Source organism: Azohydromonas sediminis (genome assembly GCF_003574675.1).
Classification (GTDB): domain Bacteria; phylum Pseudomonadota; class Gammaproteobacteria; order Burkholderiales; family Burkholderiaceae_C; genus Calidifontimicrobium; species Calidifontimicrobium sediminis.
Genome location: NZ_QOAZ01000038.1, coordinates 1 through 19,321, shown reverse-complemented (window position 1 = coordinate 19,321; position 19,321 = coordinate 1). Strand labels below are relative to the sequence as shown.

The window sequence follows — 19,321 nt, the reverse complement described above, 5'->3', positions numbered from 1 at the left end:
CTCACGCCTTCATCAGCGAGTCGTCGAAGATCGCCACCGCGCGCGTCCAGCCCGCCGACGCGCCGCGGATCTTGTGCGGGAAGCAGCTGATGTAGAAGCCGTCGGGCGGCAGCGCCTCGAGGTTGTGCAGCTTCTCGAGGTGGCAGTAGCCGATGTCGCGCCCGGCCTTGTGGCCCTCCCAGATCAGGGCGGCGTCGTGGCTTTCGGCGTACTTCTTCGCGGTGTGCACGAACGGCGCGTCCCAGCTCCACGCGTCGGTGCCCGTCAGGCGCACGCCGCGCTCGAGCAGGTACATCGTCGCCTCGTAGCCCATGCCGCAGCCGGCCGAGACGTAGTCGGCCTCGCCGTAGCGGCTGCCCGCGCGCGTGTTGACGACGACGATCTCCAGCGGCTTGAGCTCGTGGCCGATGCGCTCGAGCTCGGCCTCGACGTCGGCCGCAGTGACGACGTAACCGTCGGGAAAGTGGCGGAAGTCGAGCTTGACGCCGGGCTGGAAGCACCACTCGAGCGGCACCTCGTCGATCGTCGTCGCGGGCTTGCGGCCGCCGAGCTTGGCGTCCATCGTCGAGTGGAAGTGGTACGGCGCGTCGAGGTGCGTGCCGTTGTGCGTGATCAGCGTGACCTGCTCGATCGCCCAGCCCTCGCCGTCGGGCAGGTCCTCCTTCTTGAGGCCGGGGAAGAACGGCGCGATCTGCTCGAAGGTCTGCCCGTGCGTGAAGTACTGGATCTTCGGGCCGTAGCCGGGCGGGTCCGACAGCACGTCGTTCTCGAGGTAGATCGACAGGTCGACGAAGCGGCGGGTCATGGGTCTCCTCCTGGGGGTGCGGCGCTACGGGCGCTCGTGCCAGTGCACCATCGGCAGGCCGGGCACCGGCGAGCGGAAGTACGGGATCGTCGTGCCGAGCAGGCTGCCGACGTAGACGGTGCGCAGGTCGGGCCCGCCGAACGTGATGCTGGCCATCCACGGCGCGACCGTGCCGCGGGCGCGCGCCATGTCGTCGGCACTCACCTCGCCGGCGGCCATCTTCGCGAGCAGGTGGCGGCTCGCGTCGGGGTCGCCGTCGTCGAGCAGCACGCGCAGGTCGCCCTGCGGCGTCAGCGCGACGAGCTTGTCGACCATCACCAGCGTGCACCACAGGTTGCCGTGCGCGTCGAACGCGATGCCGTCTGGGTAGCCGCCCAGGTGCGACGGGCCGAACACCTCGCGGTCGACGAGGCGCACGCCGTCGGCACGCTCGTCCAGGCGCATGCGCGTGACGTGCGGACCCGTCGTCTCGACGATGTACAGCCACTGCTCGGCCGCGTCGAGCCGCACCTCGTTTGTGAAGTGGAAGCCGTCGGCGACGACGCGCAGGCCGTGTTCGTCGACGACGGCGATGTAGCCGTCGCGCACGCGCGTGGACGCGGCCTTGGTCCACGGGTTCACGCGCGTCGACACCGTCAGCCACAGCCGCTGCTTCGAGTCGCGCAGCACGAAGTTGACCTTGCCGATCGGCTGGCCGTCGATGCGGTCATACAGCGTCCTCGTGCGCCCGTCGCGCGTCATCCGCTCGAGCCGGTCGGTGCCGAAATTGGCGATCAGGATCGAGCCGTCGGCGGCGAACGCCAGGCCGTTGGGCAGCGTGCCCTGCGTGAACTTGGCCTCGAACGCGTCGGCCGTGTCGGCCGCCGCGGTCGCGAAACGCTCGTCGACGCGCTGGCCGACGAACTGCTGCGTGCCGTCGGGCGCGATGCGCATCACGCCGCCGCGCGCGTCGGCGGCCCACAGCGTGCCGTTGCGCTCGGCGAGGATGCACTCGGGGCGCTGCAGGTCGCGGCCAATCGTGCGGATCGCAGCGCGGTCGACCTCGAAGCCGTCGAGCGGGTTGGCGGTGGGCATCGGCGTGGCCTCCGTGCGGGCTACTTCAGCAACACCAGACTCAGCGACGGGAACGCGATCAGCAGCGCGAGCACCGCGAGCATCACGAGCGTGAACGGCGCCGCACCGCGGAACACGTGGCCGATCGGCACGTCGTGCGCCGCCGCGAGCGAGCTCTTGACGACGTAGGCCGACAGCCCGAACGGCGGCGTCAGCAGGCCGACCTCGACCGCGACGACCGTGACGACGCCGAACCAAATCGGGTTCAGCCCGAACTGCTCGGCCAGCGGCAGCGCCAGCGGCAGCACGATCAGCATGATCGACGACGAGTCGACGATCGTGCCCAGCAGCAGGATCAGCGCGACGTAGGCGACGAGAAAGCCGGTGACGCCGAGCCCGGCGGCGGCCATCGCCTCGACGAGCGCCTGCGGCGTGCCGCTCATCGCGAGCATGCGCGTGTAGATGCTCGCGCAGATGATCAGAAAGCTCACCGCCACCGTCACGTGCCCGGTCTCGGTGAGCACGCCCCAGAAGCTGCGCCACGTGAGCTTGCGCCGCAGCACCGCGATCAGCAGCGCCACCAGCGCACCGACGGCGCCGGCCTCGGTCGCGGTGAACAGGCCCGTGTAGATGCCGCCCAGCACCGAGGCGATCAGCAGCACGACGGGGAAGGTCTTGAGCGCCATCTCGCCCCAGCCCATCGCCGGGGCGTCGTCGCCGGCCACAGCAGCCGCCGTGTCGAACACCTCGCCGGGGCGCCAGCGCGCGAGCGCGACGATGGCTGCCGAGAACGCCAGCGCGAGCACGACGCCGGGCACGATGCCGGCGGTGAACAGGTCGCCCACCGACTGGTTCGAGATGAACGCGTACAGGATCATCAGCAGGCTCGGCGGGATCAGCATGCCGAGCACCGACGAGCCGGCCACGACGCCGACCGCAAAGCGCGTGCGGTAGCCGAAGCGCACCATCTGCGGCACCGCGACGCGGCTGAACACCGCCGCCGACGCGATCGAGATGCCGGTGATCGCCGCGAACACGGCGTTGGCCGCGACGGTGGCCACGCCCAGTCCGCCGCGCAGCCGGCGCAGCAGCTGGTTGGCGACGTCGAAGGCGTCCTTGCCGATGTCGGCGTAGGCCACGAGGAAGCCCGTGAGCACGAACAGCGGCACGACGCCGAAGACGTGGCTCGCGATCGCGTCGCTGACGGCCTGCGCGAGCAGGTTGGCCGCCACCGTAACGTCGTCGCGGATCAGCCACACGCCGACGAAGCTGACCACACCCAGCGCGATCGCGACGTGCAGGCCGGCGTAGATCAGCGCGAGCATCACCAGCAGCGAGCCGAGCGCGATCGTCGTGTTGTCCATCGGCTCTCTTACGCGCTGCGGCGGCGCGACAGCGCGCGCTGCAGGTCGGCGGCCAGCAGCAGCACATAACACAGCGCCGTGATGCCCAGCCCGATCAGCGTGATCAGCCGGATCGGCCACACGGGCGCCTGGAAGTCGCCGATCGCGCCGGTGTACTCGCGGATGCGCACCGACTCGACGAGCGGCGTCCAGCTCGCCCACAGGATCACGAGCATCAGCGCCGCGCCCACCGCGTGGTACAGCGCGTGCAGCACGTCGGCGACGAGGGGGCGCGCCTTCTGCAGGTGGCCGAGCAGCACCTCGGCGCGCGTGAAGCGCCCGCGGTGCAGCGTGTCGGCCAGCTGCAGGAACACGATGCCGACGATCGACAGCGCGACCAGCTCCGGCACGCCGCGCAGCGGCGCGGCGAACAGGTTGCGCCCGGCGACGTCGACGTTGATCAGCACCATCAGCGCGAGGATCCACAGCGTGCCGAGCGCGTTCATCGCGCCCGTGACGCGGTGCAGCGCGAGCGGCAGCGGCTGGCCGTACGACGTGGCCTGCGGCTGCGGCGCGTCGAGGCTCGGCGCCACGTCAGCGTGACCAGTCGCGGGGCAGCTTGACGCCGGCCTTCGTCAGGCCGCCCATGTAGGCCTCGAGCACCTGCTGCCCCGGCAGGCCCTTGGCCGTCACGTCGTCGGCCCAGGTCTTCGCGACGTGGGGCAGCGCGTCGGCCCAGCGCTTGCGCTCGGCTTCGCTCAGGTCGGCGACCTTGGCACCGGCGCCCGCCATGTTCTGCATCAGCGTGCCGGCCGCGGCGCTTTGCGCCTTCGCGAACTCGGCCGAGTACGCGTCGCCGACCTCGCGCAGCACCTGCTGCACCTCGGGCGGCAGGCGGTCGAAGCGCGACTTGTTCATCGCGATGCCGCCGGCGAACATCGCGCCGAAGTTGACCTTGGTGATGTGTGGCGCGACCTCGTGCAGCTTGGCGCCCCACGCGCCGGTCGTAAACACGATGACGCCGTCGGAGACGCCCGACTTCAGGTCCTCGTAGTAGCTGTTGAGGTTGCCCGCCACCGCGACCGCGCCGGTGTTGCGGATCCAGTTGGCCGCCGGGCCCGGTGCGCTGATCTTCTTGCCCTGCAGGTCCTCGTACTTCGTCACCGGGAACTTGGTCCACAGGTGGTAGGTGTCGAGGGCGGCGCCGCCGAGGTAGACGAGGCCGTTCTTGGTCCACGCGTCGGCCATCGCCGGGATGTTCTTCTGCATGTCGGCCACCGTGCGCGTGACCAGGCCCAGGTCGTCGGTGCCGAACGGCGTGAAGTACGAGACGTTTTGCAGCGGGAACTTCGGTGCCTCGAACACGGTGCTGACGAAGCCGAGGTCGCCGACGCCGTCGGCGATGCCCTTCGACTCGCCGCCGAGCTTGACGAGCGTGCCGCCCCAGGCCTTGGTCCACTCGATCTTGTGCTTGTTGCCGGCCGCGGCCAGGCGCTTGTCGACCTCGGGGATGTAGAACTCGTCGAGCAGCTTGACCCACAGGAAGGCCGGCGGGTGCCCGGCCACGGCGGTCAGCTTGATGACCTGCTGCGCGTGCGCGGCAGTGGCGCCGGCGGCCAGCGCGGCAGCGGCGACGAGGAAGGCGAGGCGGTGCTTCATGGGCGTCTCCGGGTTGGGGTCGTGGAAGTCGGGGCGGCAGCGGGCGGCGCCGCCAGCACCGCCTTGAGCCCCGCGGTGATGAACGCCGCCAGCAGCGGCGCGGCGGAGGGATCGTTCGGCCGCGCCTGCCGGCGCGACAGCTCGCCGACACGGCGGTCCGACAGGTGGTGCAGCAGCGCGCCGAGCGCGAACTGGTAGCCCCACGCGACCTGCGCGCGCGTCGCGTGCGGCGCGGCGCGCTGCAGCGCGTCGATGAAGGCGTGCGCCATCGGGTCGAAGTATTCCGACAGCACGCTGTCGACGCCGGGCGTGCGGTACTGCAGCTCGCGCGCGACGAGCAGCGCGTAGAACTCGCCCTCGGCGCTGGCGCGCAGCCGCAGCACCGGCGTGACGAAGGCGTCGACGATGCGCTCGAGCAGTTCGGGCCCGCCGGCGTCGACCGCCGCGCGCAGCCCCGCCATGCGCTCGTCGATCGTGCCCTTCCAGTGCTCGAACAGCGCGCGGAACAGCTCGTGCTTGGCGCCGAAGTAGTAGCCCACCAGCGCCAGCGGCACGCCGGCGGCCTGCGCGATCTGGCGGATCGTCACCGCGTGGTAGCCGCGCTCGGCGAACAGCCGCTCGGCGGCGAGCAGGATGTCGGCGCGGCGGTCGCGGCGCTCGGGCGCGGCGGCACGCGCCGCGGCGCGGCGGGGGCGGGCGGTGGCTGGCACGGGGGCGCGCATGCCGCGATTGAACGGCCGTACCGAAAGTTTTGACAAGCGTACAAACCCGCGCCGGGTCAACCCCGATGCGGCCGCACCCCTTGGCCACGGTCGCGCCCCTGCCGCCGACCGGGCCGCTCGGCATCGCGCACACTGGCGCATCCGTTCCTGCCCGCCCTCCGCCCGATGACCGCCCTGCCCGCCGGCGAAGCCCCGGTCGAGACGCCCCCCGACGCCGCGCGCGGCCCGCGGGTGTTCGCGTTCGACAACACCTACGCGCGCGAGCTGCCCGGCACCTACGTCGCGTGGCCGCCAGCGCGCGTGCCGGCGCCGAAGACGCTCTACCTCAACCGCGAGCTCGCGCACGAGCTCGGTGCCGACGCCGCCTTGCTCGACGGCGACGCGGGTGCGGCCGTGCTCGCCGGCAACGTGCTGCCCGACGGTGCGCAGCCGATCGCGCAGGCCTACGCCGGGCATCAGTTCGGCGGCTTCTCGCCGCAGCTCGGCGACGGGCGCGCGCTGCTGCTCGGCGAGGTCGTCGACCGCCACGGCCGGCGGCGCGACATCGCGTTCAAGGGCTCGGGGCGCACGCCGTTCTCGCGCGGCGGCGACGGTAAGGCCGCCGTCGGCCCGATGCTGCGCGAGGTGCTGGTCGGCGAGGCGATGCACGCGCTGGGCATCCCGACGACGCGCGCGCTCGCGGTGGTGGCCACCGGCGAGCGCGTGCGGCGCGAGCGCGCGCTGCCCGGCGCGGTGCTCACGCGCGTGGCCGCGAGCCACCTGCGCGTGGGCACGTTCGAGTTCTTCGCCGCGCGCGGCGACGTCGAGCGCCTGCGCCGCGTCGCCGACCACGCAATCGCGCGCCACGACCCCGCGCTCGCCGGCGAGCCGCAGCGCCACCTCGCACTGCTGCGCGCTGTCGCGCAGCGCCAGGCCGCGCTCGTCGCGCAGTGGATAAACGTGGGCTTCATCCACGGCGTGATGAACACCGACAACACGACGATCTCGGGCGAGACGATCGACTACGGCCCCTGCGCGTTCCTCGAGGCCTACGACCCGCGCACCGTCTTCAGTTCGATCGACCACCACGGCCGCTACGCGTTCGGCAACCAGCCGCACATCGTGCGCTGGAACCTCGCGCGGCTGGCCGAGGCGCTGCTGCCGCTGCTCGCCGACGACACCGAGCGCGCCGTCGCGCTCGCCACCGAGGTGATCGACGCGTTCCCGGCCTGGTACCGCCACGCCCTGCTGCAGGGCCAGCGCGCCAAGCTCGGGCTGCAGCGCAGCGATGCCGAGCTCGACGACGCCGACGCGACGCTCGCGGCCGACTGGCTCGCGCTGCTGCAAGCCGAGCGCGTCGACTTCACGCTCGCGTGGCGGCGCCTGGCCGACGCCGCCGCCGGCGACGACGCGCCGCTGCGCGCGCTGTTCGCCGATCCGCAGGCGCCCGACGCCTGGCTCGCGCGCTGGCGCGCCCGCTGCGCGCTCGACGACGGCGGCGCGGCGTCGCTGCAGGCTGCCGCCGCCCGCGCGGCGCGCATGCGCGCAGTCAACCCGCTCGTGATCCCGCGCAACCACCGCGTCGAGGAGGCCCTGGCGGCTGCCAGCGACGACGGCGACCTCGCGCCGTTCGAGCGCCTGCTCGCCGCGCTCAAGCGCCCGTACGACGACGCGCCCGAACTCGCCGCCTACGCCGAGCCGGCGCCGGCGCACGTGACGGCGGCGTACCGCACGTTCTGCGGGACCTGAGCCGCTGCGGGCCGGCACGGACGTCGGCGACCCCCAGACCCGGTGGCGCAGCGCCTTGGACGGGCGGCGGATCGCCGCCGATACTGCGCCGGCACGTCACCCGCACGGCGAGCCGCCGGCGGCTGCCGCTGCCCCGATCCGTCGCGCGACCGTCACCAGTCACCATGTCCATTCCGTCAGCGAAGCGCAGACCCCCGTCACGGCGCCGCGGTGCCGCGCGCTGGTGGACCTTCGCGCTGCTGGGCGTGACGGCGGTCGCCGTCGCAATCGTCGTCACGCTGCGCGGCGGCGACGACGTGCCGCCGCCTGCGCTCAGCTATGAAGAGCTGACCGGCAGCGTGTTCGTGCCGCCTGCGCAAGGCCCGTTTCGCGCGCCGCGCGTGCGCGAGCTGAAGCTGCCGCCGTTCGCCGGCGCGCAAAGCATCTGGGGCGCAACCGGACGCGACTTCCGAGGACACATCTGGGTCGGCGTCTCGACGACCGGCGCCGGGTCGAGCGCGCGGCTGTTCGCCTACGACCCCGCTACCGAGGCCTGGACCGACCACGGCAGCGTCGTCGATCGTCTGCGCGAAACGGGCCTGGCCCGCGCCGGCGTCGGCCAGAACAAGATCCACTCGAAGATCGTGCCCGCCGCCGACGGCTGGCTGTACTTCGCCTCGACCGACGAAGAGGGCGAGTCGGCGCAGGGTGACGTGCCGCCGCGCTGGGGCGGGCACCTGTGGCGCATCCACCCCGACCGCCACGTCTGGCAGCACCTGCTGGCCACGCCCGAGGGTCTGGTCGCGGTCAGCGGTGTGGGCCGTCACGTCTACGCGCTCGGCTACTGGGGGCACGTGCTGCACCAGTTCGACACGCACACCGGCCAGTCGCGCCGCGTCGTCGTCGGCTCGACCGCAGGCCACGTGTCGCGCAACTTCCTTGCCGACCTGCGCGGTCACGCCTACGTGCCTCGATTGCGCGCGCGAGCCGACGGCGCGGTCACGGCCAGCCTCGTCGAGTACGACGCCGAACTGCGCGAGGTCGGCGAGACGCCGCTCGCGCATTACCTGGGCCGCGAATCGCCGCAGGCCAACCACGGCATCGTCGGGCTCGCCTACCTGCCCGACGGCAACCTGCTGTTCACGACGCACGTCGGCCACCTGTACCGCATCGAGCCGCGCGCCGAGGGCCCCGCGCGCGTCACGTCGCTCGGACCGTGGCCGGCGCAGGCACCGGCCTATGCGCCCTCGCTGTTCGCGCTCGGCGGTCGCGGCTGGGTCGCGGGCGTCATCCACGCGCGGGGCGGTTTCCAGTGGGCGGCCGCCGAACCGTCCACCGGCGTGGCGAGCGCGTTCCCGCTCGAGCTGCGTGGCCTCGAAAAGGTGCTGCTGTACGGCTCGGTCAGCCGCGACAACGCTGGCCGCGCCTACGTCGGTGGCTGGGCCGCCAACGGCCTCGGCGGCCAGCGGCCCTTGCTGCTGCAGCTGGACCTCGGCGGCTGAGCCGCCGCCGCGTGCGCCGCGGCTCAGCGCGGCACGGTCCCGTCGCCGGCGGCCAGCACCTGCACCTCGGCCCCGAGCTCGCCCGGGCGGAACCAGTAGCGCACCGTGCGCCTCGGCCCGACCACCTCGGCGCCGATGCGGTCGCCGTCTTCGACCAGCCGCACGCGGTGCGGCGGCGCCTCGCCGAACGCGCCGGGCAGCATCACGACGAGGAAGCGGTCGGCGGCGGCATCGGTGGGCGGCATCACCTCGAGCCGCCAGCGCCCGGGTTCGGGGCGCTGCGGTGGCTGTGGTTTGTAGACCGCATCGGCGAGCTTGCCGTCTTCGTCGTAGTTCCTGCCGTCGACGATGAACTCGAGCCCGCGGCCGCCGATCGCGAGCAGCGTGGCCGCGCGCGGCAGCAGCACGTGGCCTTCCAGGCGCCCGCCCTGCCGGCCTGCCCCTCGTCCCGGCACGACCTCGGCGACGAAGCGCTGCCCGTCCACGCGCGGCTCGAGCGTCGTGTGCAGCAGCCAGCGCTTGCGGAACTGCGGCTTCGTCGCGACGACGTCGTCGTAGACCACGACAACGTCGTCGACGCGGTCGTACGCGAAGCTGCGCCACGCACGCTCGACGCGGCGCGTGCGGTGCGAGAAAGTGCCCTTGCCCGACAGTTCGTTGGTGTATGCGGCCGTCACGTCGGCCACGGCCAGCGTGATGCCGTCGTCGTCGGCGTAGCGCGCGATGCGCCCGGTCTCGTAGATCGCGCGCTTGCCCTGCCACTCCGCCAGGTCCAGCGGCGCAGCCTCGACACCCCAGCCCGAGCCGATGCGGCGCTGGCCGCCGTCGTTGGCGATGGCGCGCGGCGTCTCGCGCGGCGCGGCGGGCACCGGCACCGTGTCGTCGGGGTCGGTGACCGTGATCGCGTTGTGCGCGATCGTCTGGTAGCTGTAGTTCAGGTGGTGGTCCGAGCCGTAGCGCAGCCCGTAGTTGGCGCCGCTGTCCAGCGCCAGCGCACCGCCCTTGTAGATCGTGAAGCTGCCCTGGTCGAGGTGCGTGTGCGACCAGTGGTTGTCGCCGGCCTTGAAGGTCACGTAAGTGGCCTGCTCGCTCCAGTCGCTGCGCGCGGTCACGAGGCCGATGCCGTCGAACAGGCGCGCCAGCGGCAGCCGCCCCAGCGCCTGCGGGTCGAGCAGCGTCGCGTCGGGCAGCGGACCCCACGGCCACGCGGTGGGCGCCACCTGGCGCGGTGCATGCCGGGTGTACGCCGCGGCGTGGCGGTACTCGATCGCCAGCGGCAGCGCGTCGGGCACCTGGCGGTCGAAGTACGAGCCGTCGCCCAGGCGCATGTGCGTGCCATCGGGCCGCGTGCGGTGCAGCACGAAGTCGAGGAAGCCGCGCAGCCCCGGCTCGGTGGCGAACAGATCCTCGCCGGTGGCGGCGCGCCACATCGCCGGCACCTGGTAGACCGCGCCGCCGATGCCGATGCCGACGTACTCGCCGCCCTCGTGCCAGCCGCCGTGGCGGCCCATGACCTGCCGCCACACCGGCAGCACACGGTGCTTCCACAGGTCGTGCGTGAAGCGCATCACCGGCTCGCCGCGCGGGTCGTCGCCCCACAGCGCGAGCGCGCACGCCACCAGCGCCTGGAACGGCGCGTTGTACAGGTACACGTTGTACGGCGACATCCGCTCGCTGCGGATGACCTTGACGAGGTACTCGCAGCCTTCGGCCAGCTGCGCGCGCAGCGTGCGCCGCTGCTCGTCGCTCCAGCGCGCGTGCAGCCAGTCGTAGGCCAGCGCGACCGGGCGCACCTGGTCGTGTCCGCGCCACGAATACGCGATCGACACCAGCTGCGCGTGCATCGCGGCCAGGTCCTGGCTGCCGGGCTCGATGAACTCCATCACGGTGCGCGCGTACAGGTCGCCGCGCGCGGCGCGGCGACGCATCTCGTCGAGGTAGCCCCGGCCTTCGGCGCGCAGGCGCGCGACGTCGGCGGCGCTCGGGTGCGGCAGCCTCGGGTGCGCGTGGCGGAAGCCGGGCAGCGACACGGGCGGAAGCGCCTCGCCGGGCGGCAGCTGGGGCAGCTTCGACTCGTCGACCGGCGCCTCGGTGTGCGGCGACGCGATCAGCACCCCCGCCAGCGTCAGCACGGCCAGCGTGGCGCCGCCGGCCAGCGCCACGCCGCGCCGCCCCCAGCCTGCCGCCCGCGGGCGCGCGTCGGCAGGCGTCTGCGCCAGCGCCGAGCGCTGCAGGTGCACGAGCACCGCGTTGACCGCCCACGCCGCGGCCAGGCCGATCAGCACATTCGTCGGGTCGGGCTTCTTGCCGGGCACGAAGAGCTTGAGCGCCTCCACCGCCAGCGCCAGCGCGGCCGCCGCGACGCCGGCCTGCCAGCCCCGGCGCCGGTCGGGCCACGCGAGCCACGCGAAGATGCCGACCACCGCGTAGGCGCCCGCGTTGGCCAGCAGGCTCCACATCGCCTCGGTCTCGCTGGTGAAGTAGTGGTAGTAGAAGGGCAGCCAGCGCGTGGCCGCCAGCTTGTCGGCCGCGACCCACGCCGACTCGAGCCGCCCCGTGAAACCGTTGAGCAGCGCCAGCAGCGCGAGGTACAGCGGCATGGCCACCCACAGCGCCGTGCGCACGGCGTCGCGGTGGCGCACGAGCGCGTCGGGACGCCACGCGCGCTGCAGCGCCAGCCCCCACGCGAACCCGAGCGCGCGCGTGAGCACCGACACCCCCTGGCTCACGCCCGAGGCGAGGAGGATCTGCCCGGCCTCGATCACCGCGCCGACGGCCAGGCCCAGCGCGAAGGCCGAGCCGGCGCGCAACCGCGGAAAAGCCAGCCCGAGCAACGCGCCCAGCGGTGCGGCAATAGCGACCTCGACGCCGAGCTTGACCGCGCAGCCCACCGCGCCGCCGCAGGCCCCGGCGACCGCGAACGCCGACAGCCCCGGGTTCGCGAGCTTGGCCGCGACTTCGCGCGACGACACCAGCAGGTCGTACGGAAAGAAGCTCAGCGCCGCGTAGGCGAGCACATACAGCGCGAGGACCGCGCGCCAGGCGTGCGCGCCGCCGCTGCGAAAGCGGTGCCACAGCCCGAGCAGCCGCTCGCCGCCCACCAGCCAGGCCGCCGCGCCGATCAGCGTGCCGATCGTCTCGGCGATCAAGTCGTTCTGCGAGACGGTGCGCGGCGGAAAGAACAGCTGCGCGAACTCGACCGCGAACGCCAGCCCGATGCACGGCAGCACCGCGAGCAGCGCACCGAGCAGCCGCGCCGCCGACGAACGCGCATGCCCGGCGACGGCGCCGGTCAGCGCGAACGCCAGCGGGATGTAGAGCAGGATGTTGGCCACCCAGTCGGCGCGCGACGCGACGCCGAGCTGCAGATAGGGCATCTCGCGAAAGCGCAGCCACGCCGCGCCTCCGTCCAGCGGCCGCAGGTCGAACGGCAGCAGCGAGCCGTAGACGACGAAGCCTGCGTAGGCCAGCGCGAACAGCGCCAGACGCGCCGGGGCCACGGGGCGAAGCGGGTTTGGCGTCGTCAAGGGGTCACGGGCGAAGGGCAGGTGCGACAGCATAGACCGCAGCCGCGTTGCGGGCCGCGCCAGCGGCCCGCCAGGCTGGCACTGCACGTGCTTGGAAGTCCGTTCCCGTGGCGACCTTGTAAGGAATGCCGACACCCCGAAACCCTGAGTGGCCGGCTTGCGGTGGCGCGGCCAGAATGGTTTGCATGCAGTGCACGCCCTCACTCGGCCCGTCGGCGCGCCGCGCCCGGCGGCGGATCGCTGCGGCCGTGGCCACGAGCATCGTCTGGTTGTTCATGCCGGTCGCGACGCGGGCGCAGCCGGCGGATGCCCGCGGTGTCGCGCGCGAGCGCGAGCGCAAGGTCGCCGCAGCCGCCGCGCCGCACGCCCCCGCCCACGGCGCGTCGGTGCTGCACGTGGGCCCCCAGCGCGAGATCAAGACCCTCGCCGAAGCCGCCAAGCGCGCCCGCGACGGCGACACGATCGAGGTCGATGCGGGCGAATACCGCCGCGACGTCGCGGTGTGGACGCAGAACGACCTGACGATCCGCGCCGTCGGCGGGCGGGTGCGGATGATCGCGGTCGGGGGCTCGGCCGAGGGCAAGGCGATCTTCGTCGTGCGCGGCGGGCGCGTCGTGATCGAGGGCTTCGACTTCGAGGGCACGCGCGTGCCATCGCGCAACGGCGCGGGCATCCGCTTCGAGTCCGGGCAGCTCACGGTGCGCGACTGCCGCTTCGTCGACAACGAGATGGGGCTGCTCACCGGCAACGACCCGAAGGCCGAGCTCGTCGTCGAGCGCAGCGAGTTCGCGCACAACAAGCGCCTCGACGGCCACAACCACCAACTCTACGTCGGCGCCATTGGCAAGCTGACAGTGCGCGGCAGCTACTTCCACCACGGCCACATCGGCCACCTGCTCAAGAGCCGCGCGGCGGTCAACCACATCTTCTACAACCGCCTGACCGACGAGATGGGCGGCACCGCGAGCTACGAGCTCGAGTTCCCGAACGGCGGTGTGGCGATCGTCGTCGGTAACGTGATCCAGCAGAGCTCGACGAGCGAGAATGGCATCATGATCTCGTTCGGCGCCGAGGGCTTCGAGGGCAGCGTGCACAAGCTGGTGCTCGCGCACAACACGCTGGTCGACAACCGGCCGAAGGAAGGCGTCTTCGTGCGCGTGATGAAGGGCGAAGGCAAGTACGGCGCGCCGGTGACGATCAAGGCCGTCAACAACCTGCTGGTGGGCAACGACGGCAAGCTCGAGGCCGCCGGCCCCGGCGACTACGTCAACAACCTCCACGTCGACTGGGACGTCTTCGTGCGCGCCGCGCGCGAGGACTACCGGCTCGCGCCCGGCGCCGCGGTGGCCGGCAAGGTTGTCGACCCCGGCGCGTTCGAGGGCCTGCCGCTGGCCCCGACGCACGAGTACGTGCACCCCCGGTCGCTCGCCGCGCTCAACGGCGGGGTCCGACATCCCGGGGCGCTGCAGGCCACCAGTGCGCCTTGATGGGCCGCCAAGCCGACGCGGCATACTTGGTCGGCACCCCGCGTCACCTGCCGTGTATCTCGAAGCCTTCGACCGTCTGGTCGCCGCCTTGCCCGACGCCTGCCGCCGCGTGTACGGCGGGCGCCTTCGCTCGCTGGCAGTGTTCGGCTCCGTGGCGCGGGGCACGCCGCGCCCCGACTCGGACCTCGACGTGCTGCTCGTCGTCGACGAGCTGCCCGCAGGGCGCAGAGCGCGGATGGCCGAGTTCGAAGCGGTCGACGCGTTGCTCGAACCGCTGCTGGCCGAGGCGCGCGCAAGCGGCGTCGACACGATCGTCTCGCCGGTGCTGAAGACGCCCACCGAGCTGGAAGCAGGCAGCCTCCTCTTCCTGGACATGGTCGACGAGGCGCGCATCCTCGTCGACGAGGATGGCCACCTGCGGAAGTTCCTCGACGCGCTGGGCGCGCGCCTGGCCGCGGCCGGCGCGCAGCGCGTGCGCAAGGCCGGTGGTTACTACTGGGTGCTCGCGCCGAACTTCCGCTGGGGCGATCGCATCGAGTTATGACTGCCGACGAACTCGCGCGCAGCTACTTCAGCCGCTCGGCCAAGCGGTTGCTGGCGCTCGAGGTGCTGATGCAGCACGAGGCCTTCCCGGACGTCGTGCGCGAGGCGCAGGAAATCGTCGAACTGGTGCTCAAGGGCATGTTGCGTGCGGTGGGCATCGACCCACCCAAGTGGCACGACGTGGGCCAGATCCTGCTGGAGCATGCCAGCAAGTTCCCACCGGCGCTACAGATGGACCTGCCCGCGTTCGCAGCGCTGTCGCGCCGCCTGCGCCGCGACCGCGAGGCCGCGTTCTACGGCGACACCGACCTGATCCCGGAACAGGTGTTCGATCGGGCGACCGCCCAGCAGGCCCTCGACGACGCACGGCGCGTCGTGGCCGCTACCGCGCACTTCGACGCCGGCGGCCGGTGAGGCCCCGCGGCCGCCGCGCCGAAGCGGTGAATTCGCACACACCCGATCCAGGGGGGTGGGCAGGCCGCCCCGAACGCGGCGGGTAGCATCCCGCGCTGCAGCCGCGCCCCGCGCGCGCCCGCGGCCCAGCCCCGGGCCACACCGCCTTCCACGTCGATGACCATTGCCACCGCCGTTCCCCGCACCGCCACGCCGGTGGCCACGCTGGCGCTGGGCGCGCCGCGCTTCGACGACACCGCGCTGGCGCACCTGGCGCGCGGCGCCGACGCAGCCACTGCGTGGCAGGCGCTGCACGCGCGTGTGGTCGCGGGCGGCGGCGCGGCGGCGCTGCCCGCCGCGCTGGCCGGCGTGCAGGGCGACTTTGCGGTGGGCGTGCGCGACGACCGCGGGCGCGCGCTGCTCGCGGTGGACCGCTTCGCGATGCGCACGCTGTGCTGGCGCGTCATCGACGGGCGCATGCACTTCGCCGAGCGCGCCGACGAGCTCGCCGCGCTGCCGCCGCGCGCCGCGATCGACCCGCAGGCCGTCTTCGACTACCTGTACTTCCACGTCATCCCGTCGCCGCGCACGATCTTCCAGGGCGTGTGCCGCCTGCCGCCGGCGCACGGGCTGTGGTTCGACCACGGCCAGGTGCACGTGCAGCCGTACTGGGTGCCGCGCTTCGTCGAGCCCGAGCGCGCCGACTTCTCGACGCTGGCCGCGCAGTTCCGCCAGCACGTGCGCGACGCGGTGACCGCGCAGCTCGACGGCAGCAAGCCGGCGTGTTTCCTGAGCGGCGGCACCGACAGCTCGACGGTGGCCGGCATGATCCGCGACGTGGCCGGGCGTGCCGCCACGTACAGCATCGGCTTCGAGGCCGACGGCTACGACGAGATGCAGTACGCGCGCATCGCGGCCAAGCGCTTCGGCACCGAGCACCACGAGTACTACGTGACGCCCGACGACCTGGTGCGAAGCATCCCGGCCGTGGCCGCGCACTACGACCAGCCGTTCGGCAACAGCAGCGTGCTGCCCGCGTACTACTGCGCGAAGATGGCGCACGACGACGGTGTGACCAAGCTGCTGGCCGGCGACGGTGGCGACGAGCTCTTCGGCGGCAACGCGCGCTACGCGAAGCAGCGCGTCTTCGGCTGGTACGAGGGCGTGCCCGCGCCGCTGCGCCGCGGGCTGCTCGAGCCCGTGCTCGAGCGCACGCCGGTGGGCCGGCTGCCGCTGGCGCGCAAGGGCCGCAGCTACGTCGAGCAGGCCAAGGTGCCGCTGCCCGACCGCATGCAGCAGTACAACCTGCTGCTGCGCCTGGGTCTGGACAATGTCTTCACGCCCGACTTCCTCGCGCAGGTGGACGAGGCCGACGCGCTGCGCCAGCAGCAGGCCGTGTGGCAGCAGGTGCAAGGCGCCAGCGCGCTCAACCGCATGCTGGCCTACGATTGGCGCTACACCCTGGCCGAGGCCGACCTGCCGAAGGTGCGCGGCAGCACGCAACTGGCAGGCGTGGCCGTGGGCTTCCCGTTCCTCGAGCAGGCGCTGGTCGACTTCTCGCTGGCGCTGCCCACCGACTACAAGCTCAAGGGCCTGAAGCTGCGCTGGTTCTTCAAGGAAGCGCTGCGCGGCTTCCTGCCCGACGAGATCCTCACGAAGAAGAAGCAGGGGTTCGGACTGCCGTTCGGGGTGTGGGCGACGCGGCACGAGGGGCTCAAGGCCTTCGCACGCGACTCGCTGCACGCACTCGCCGGGCGCGGCATCGTGCGCGCGCCGTTCGTGCGCTACCTGCTCGACGAACAGCTGGTCGAGCACCCCGGCTACTACGGCGAGATGGTGTGGATCCTGATGATGCTCGAGCAGTGGCTCGGCTCGCAGGAGCACTGAGCCCCAACGGCGGCCGCGCAGCGTCGCCTTGAAGCCCGTCGGCACGGCCTACTTCCCGCACGTCGACGGCCTGCGCGCGCTCGCGGTGCTGGCCGTGATGGTCTACCACCTGCAGCCGTCGGCGTTGCCTGGCGGCTTCGTCGGCGTCGACGTCTTCTTCGTCATCTCGGGCTACGTCGTCACGGCGTCGCTGGCGGCCCACCGGCATCAAGCGGGTGCTCGGTTCCTCGGCGAGTTCTACGCCCGCCGCCTGGCGCGCCTCGCCCCGGCGCTGGTGGCGATGCTCGTCATCGTCACGGCGCTGTACGTGCTGCTGGTGCCCAAGGCGTGGTTCAACCGCGCTGCGGAAACCACGGGCCAGATGGCCTTCTTCGGCCTGAGCAACTGGTGGCTCGACCGGCAGGTCGTCAACTACTTCGAGCCTCGCGCCGAGTGGAACCCGTTCACGCACACCTGGTCGCTGGGCGTCGAGGAGCAGTTCTACCTCGTGGTGCCACTCGTGCTGCTGTTCGCGCTACGCCCCGTGCACGACCGCCGCACCCGGCGTACCGCCATACTCGTCGTCGTGGTGCTGGCCGCGGCATCGTTCATCGCCTGCCATGCCTTCGGGCTGGCCCGCGGCAGTCGGTTCGTCTTCTACCAGCTCGTATTCCGCTTCTGGGAGCTCGCCTGCGGCGTGCTGCTGTATCTCTGGGGTGCGCGGGTATCGCCCCTGCGCCCCTCGCTTCGGCGCTGGTACGGGTGGGCGGGGTGGGCCGGTCTGGTTCTCGTGCTCCTCGCGATGGTGCTGCCCCGGCCGGGCGCGTACCCGTGAATCCGCGCGACGGTGGCCGTGGCCGGCACGGCGCTGCTGATCGGCCTGCCAGGCGCTGCGCCGCAGGGCCCGCTGCAGCGCATGCTGGAAAGCCCCGCGGCCGTGTGGATCGGGCTGCGTTCCTATGCGCTGTACCTCTGGCACTGGCCAATCTTCGTCCTGATGCGGTGGACGACGGGCCTTGCGGTGTGGCCGTTAAACGCGCTCGCAGTGGCCCTGAGCTTCGCCCTGGCCGCGGCGTCATTCCGGTGGCTGGAGAACCCGCTGCGCTACAGCGCACGCGTGCGGCGTGCACCAGTCGCGCTGCGCCTGGCCGGCTTTGCCGTGCTGATCGGCGCCGGCTGGACGGCCGGCCACGCGCTCCAGCAGGCCCAGCCGCAGCTGGGTCTGCGCACCCCCACGCGCAACGCTCCCGACTGGCACGCCGACCGCCAACTGCTCAAGACCGAGCTCGCCGCACAGCGGCGTTGCAAGCCCACCACGCGCAGCGCACCCCTCGGCCCCCTGCCCGCCGGCATCACCAGCTACCTGACCGTGGGCTGTTCGTCAAAGGCCAGTGCCACGCTGTTCGTCATCGGCGATTCACACGCTGTGGCCTACCTGCCGACGCTCGAGCAACTGAGCGCCGAGCAAGGTCGCACCGTGCACGTGCTGCAAGCCCCGGGCTGCGCCTACATCGACCTGCTGGCGCCGCTGACGCCCGACACCGACCCCCCGTGTCACGCCGCCGCCACCGCGGCCCAGCGCACGGTGCTGGCCATGGCCCGCCCTGGTGACGTGGTGCTGCTGCCATCGCTGCGGCTGCCGCGCCTGATCCATCTGGGCGGCGAGACCCGCGAAGCGCTCGACCCCTCGCTGCGCACCGACGTGTATGCGCGCACGGCTGCCGAGCTCCGGGCGCTGCAGGCCGCCGTGCTCGATGCCCCCCGCTGGTTCGAGCCCTTCGTTGCGGCTGGACTGCACGTCGTCTTCGAACTGCCCAAACCGGTGTTCCGCGCCCATCCCTTCCAGTGCGTCGACGCCATCACGCGCACCAATCCGGTGTGCCGCGGCGGTCTCGTCGAGCAGCGCGAGGCGCAGGAGCGCTACCGTGCACCGGTCGTGGAAGCGATCCTTGCATGGACCGCGGCCTACCCGCGGGTCGCCACGTGGGATCCGCTGCCCGTCCTGTGTAGCGCCCGAACCTGCGAGGCCCTTCGCGGCAGGCGGCCGCTGTTCTTCGACGGCGACCACGTGAGCCCCTACGGCAACTTCGTCCTGCTGCCGTCGTTGCGAGAAATGGTCACGCACCTGCCGCCTTGAACCCGCCTCCGAGGGATTCATCGTGCAATTCGTCCGGCACGCTGCCAGCGGTGCGGGCGCTACCATCGCCCGGTGGGTTCCAGTCTTAGCCAGATGCAGCCGAATTCGCGTTTTCCATTTGTCATGCCGTTGCACTTGCGCCGTAGCGCGCTTGCACTGCGTACGGGTGCTGTGGCGGGCCTGATGGTGGTCGTCACCAGCGCCAACGGGCAGTTGCTGGATCCTTACCAGGGCCGCAACGAGTGGAATCCCACCGATGCCGAATTGGCGCAACTGCCCCCTTACTGCCAGGCCGATTTGAGGCCCCAAGTGTTCAAAGGCCCTGGCACTCAAGCGTAGGCGATGTCCCAAAGTCTGTTGAACGCGTGAGCTGAGGTGGCGGCTCCTTCGACCCGCATGCGAGAGCATGCGGGTTGCCTCGCAAGCAACCGAAGGAGCCACCGAGATGAAGTCTCACACGAAGTCGTCGTTGCGGGCCGTGCCCGCTGCGCAGGTTCAGATCTCGCTGCCCGTGCAGGGCGTGCTGCGCGATGTCCGCCACGCCTTCCTGGGCCTGTGCATCGACGCCGGCCAGAAG

Annotated in this window: 16 protein-coding genes and 1 pseudogene; 10 read left to right on the top strand and 7 right to left on the bottom strand. The window is 72.2% G+C overall.

Translation table 11 applies throughout. The features are described 5' to 3' along the window. Position 1: 1 nt before the first annotated feature. The 6 genes from DRV96_RS15460 to DRV96_RS15435 are packed head-to-tail and all read right to left on the bottom strand — an operon-like array spanning position 2 to position 5,582. Complete coding sequence (locus DRV96_RS15460) at positions 2-805, bottom strand: cyclase family protein (protein ID WP_119292779.1); 804 nt, start codon at positions 803-805, stop codon at positions 2-4. Positions 806-829: 24 nt separating this feature from the next. After that, positions 830-1,879, bottom strand: coding sequence for an SMP-30/gluconolactonase/LRE family protein (locus tag DRV96_RS15455; protein WP_119292776.1), 1,050 nt, complete (start codon positions 1,877-1,879; stop codon positions 830-832). 20 nt (positions 1,880-1,899) lie between these two features. Continuing rightward, the gene (locus DRV96_RS15450) at positions 1,900-3,222 is read right to left on the bottom strand and encodes a TRAP transporter large permease (RefSeq protein ID WP_119292774.1); all 1,323 of its coding nucleotides are present in this window, start codon (positions 3,220-3,222) and stop codon (positions 1,900-1,902) included. Between the two features lie 8 nt (positions 3,223-3,230). Further along, the gene (locus DRV96_RS15445) at positions 3,231-3,794 is read right to left on the bottom strand and encodes a TRAP transporter small permease subunit (protein WP_119292772.1); all 564 of its coding nucleotides are present in this window, start codon (positions 3,792-3,794) and stop codon (positions 3,231-3,233) included. A gap of 1 nt (position 3,795) precedes the next feature. Continuing rightward, complete coding sequence (locus DRV96_RS15440; protein ID WP_119292770.1) at positions 3,796-4,860, bottom strand: C4-dicarboxylate TRAP transporter substrate-binding protein; 1,065 nt, start codon at positions 4,858-4,860, stop codon at positions 3,796-3,798. Then, a complete protein-coding gene (locus DRV96_RS15435; protein ID WP_119292768.1) occupies positions 4,857-5,582 on the bottom strand; it encodes a TetR/AcrR family transcriptional regulator in 726 nt (241 codons plus the stop codon). Before DRV96_RS15435 ends, DRV96_RS15440 begins: the two co-directional genes overlap by 4 nt. Before the next feature lie 165 nt (positions 5,583-5,747). On the opposite strand from DRV96_RS15435, the gene DRV96_RS15430 reads away from it, so the two are divergent. Then, positions 5,748-7,310, top strand: a complete 1,563-nt coding sequence (locus DRV96_RS15430) for a protein adenylyltransferase SelO (RefSeq protein WP_119292766.1) — start codon at positions 5,748-5,750, stop codon at positions 7,308-7,310. A 164-nt stretch (positions 7,311-7,474) separates the two neighbouring features. Next, positions 7,475-8,791: a ligand-binding sensor domain-containing protein gene (locus DRV96_RS15425; RefSeq protein WP_162911102.1), complete on the top strand. Its 1,317-nt coding sequence runs from the start codon at positions 7,475-7,477 to the stop codon at positions 8,789-8,791. Positions 8,792-8,814: 23 nt separating this feature from the next. On the opposite strand, the gene DRV96_RS15420 is transcribed toward DRV96_RS15425, so the two are convergent. After that, positions 8,815-12,291, bottom strand: coding sequence for a VanZ family protein (locus DRV96_RS15420; protein ID WP_210757072.1), 3,477 nt, complete (start codon positions 12,289-12,291; stop codon positions 8,815-8,817). A 275-nt stretch (positions 12,292-12,566) separates the two neighbouring features. Between DRV96_RS15420 and DRV96_RS15415 the strand changes: the two genes are divergently transcribed. From DRV96_RS15415 to DRV96_RS18865, 8 genes and pseudogenes are all read left to right on the top strand, one after another. Next, the gene (locus DRV96_RS15415; RefSeq protein WP_162911101.1) at positions 12,567-13,805 is read left to right on the top strand and encodes a right-handed parallel beta-helix repeat-containing protein; all 1,239 of its coding nucleotides are present in this window, start codon (positions 12,567-12,569) and stop codon (positions 13,803-13,805) included. Continuing rightward, positions 13,795-14,349, top strand: coding sequence for a nucleotidyltransferase domain-containing protein (locus tag DRV96_RS15410; RefSeq protein ID WP_336470525.1), 555 nt, complete (start codon positions 13,795-13,797; stop codon positions 14,347-14,349). Before DRV96_RS15415 ends, DRV96_RS15410 begins: the two co-directional genes overlap by 11 nt. After that, positions 14,346-14,762 (top strand): HEPN domain-containing protein, encoded by a 417-nt coding sequence (locus DRV96_RS15405; RefSeq protein WP_119292755.1) that lies wholly within the window; start codon positions 14,346-14,348, stop codon positions 14,760-14,762. Before DRV96_RS15410 ends, DRV96_RS15405 begins: the two co-directional genes overlap by 4 nt. Positions 14,763-14,918: 156 nt before the next feature. Beyond that, positions 14,919-16,628 (top strand): asparagine synthetase B family protein, encoded by a 1,710-nt coding sequence (locus DRV96_RS15400; RefSeq protein ID WP_119292753.1) that lies wholly within the window; start codon positions 14,919-14,921, stop codon positions 16,626-16,628. Between the two features lie 28 nt (positions 16,629-16,656). Beyond that, the gene (locus DRV96_RS15395; protein ID WP_119292751.1) at positions 16,657-17,442 is read left to right on the top strand and encodes an acyltransferase family protein; all 786 of its coding nucleotides are present in this window, start codon (positions 16,657-16,659) and stop codon (positions 17,440-17,442) included. A gap of 12 nt (positions 17,443-17,454) precedes the next feature. Further along, positions 17,455-18,744 (top strand): acyltransferase family protein, encoded by a 1,290-nt coding sequence (locus DRV96_RS15390; RefSeq protein WP_119292748.1) that lies wholly within the window; start codon positions 17,455-17,457, stop codon positions 18,742-18,744. 72 nt (positions 18,745-18,816) lie between these two features. Further along, on the top strand, positions 18,817-19,083 hold the full coding sequence (locus DRV96_RS18175) for a hypothetical protein (protein ID WP_162911100.1): 267 nt from the start codon (positions 18,817-18,819) through the stop codon (positions 19,081-19,083). Positions 19,084-19,189: 106 nt separating this feature from the next. Beyond that, positions 19,190-19,321 (top strand): annotated as a pseudogene (locus DRV96_RS18865) (IS256 family transposase); the annotation flags it as partial.

Bases quoted from the DNA above. Each gene is read 5' to 3' on its own strand.
- DRV96_RS15400 (WP_119292753.1), top strand. From the start codon at position 14,919: ATGACCATTGCCACCGCCGTTCCCCGCACCGCCACGCCGGTGGCCACG.
- DRV96_RS15450 (WP_119292774.1), bottom strand. From the start codon at position 3,222: ATGGACAACACGACGATCGCGCTCGGCTCGCTGCTGGTGATGCTCGCG.
- DRV96_RS15460 (WP_119292779.1), bottom strand. From the start codon at position 805: ATGACCCGCCGCTTCGTCGACCTGTCGATCTACCTCGAGAACGACGTG.
- DRV96_RS15430 (WP_119292766.1), top strand. From the start codon at position 5,748: ATGACCGCCCTGCCCGCCGGCGAAGCCCCGGTCGAGACGCCCCCCGAC.
- DRV96_RS15440 (WP_119292770.1), bottom strand. From the start codon at position 4,860: ATGAAGCACCGCCTCGCCTTCCTCGTCGCCGCTGCCGCGCTGGCCGCC.
- DRV96_RS15455 (WP_119292776.1), bottom strand. From the start codon at position 1,879: ATGCCCACCGCCAACCCGCTCGACGGCTTCGAGGTCGACCGCGCTGCG.
- DRV96_RS15405 (WP_119292755.1), top strand. From the start codon at position 14,346: ATGACTGCCGACGAACTCGCGCGCAGCTACTTCAGCCGCTCGGCCAAG.
- DRV96_RS15425 (WP_162911102.1), top strand. From the start codon at position 7,475: ATGTCCATTCCGTCAGCGAAGCGCAGACCCCCGTCACGGCGCCGCGGT.
- DRV96_RS15435 (WP_119292768.1), bottom strand. From the start codon at position 5,582: ATGCGCGCCCCCGTGCCAGCCACCGCCCGCCCCCGCCGCGCCGCGGCG.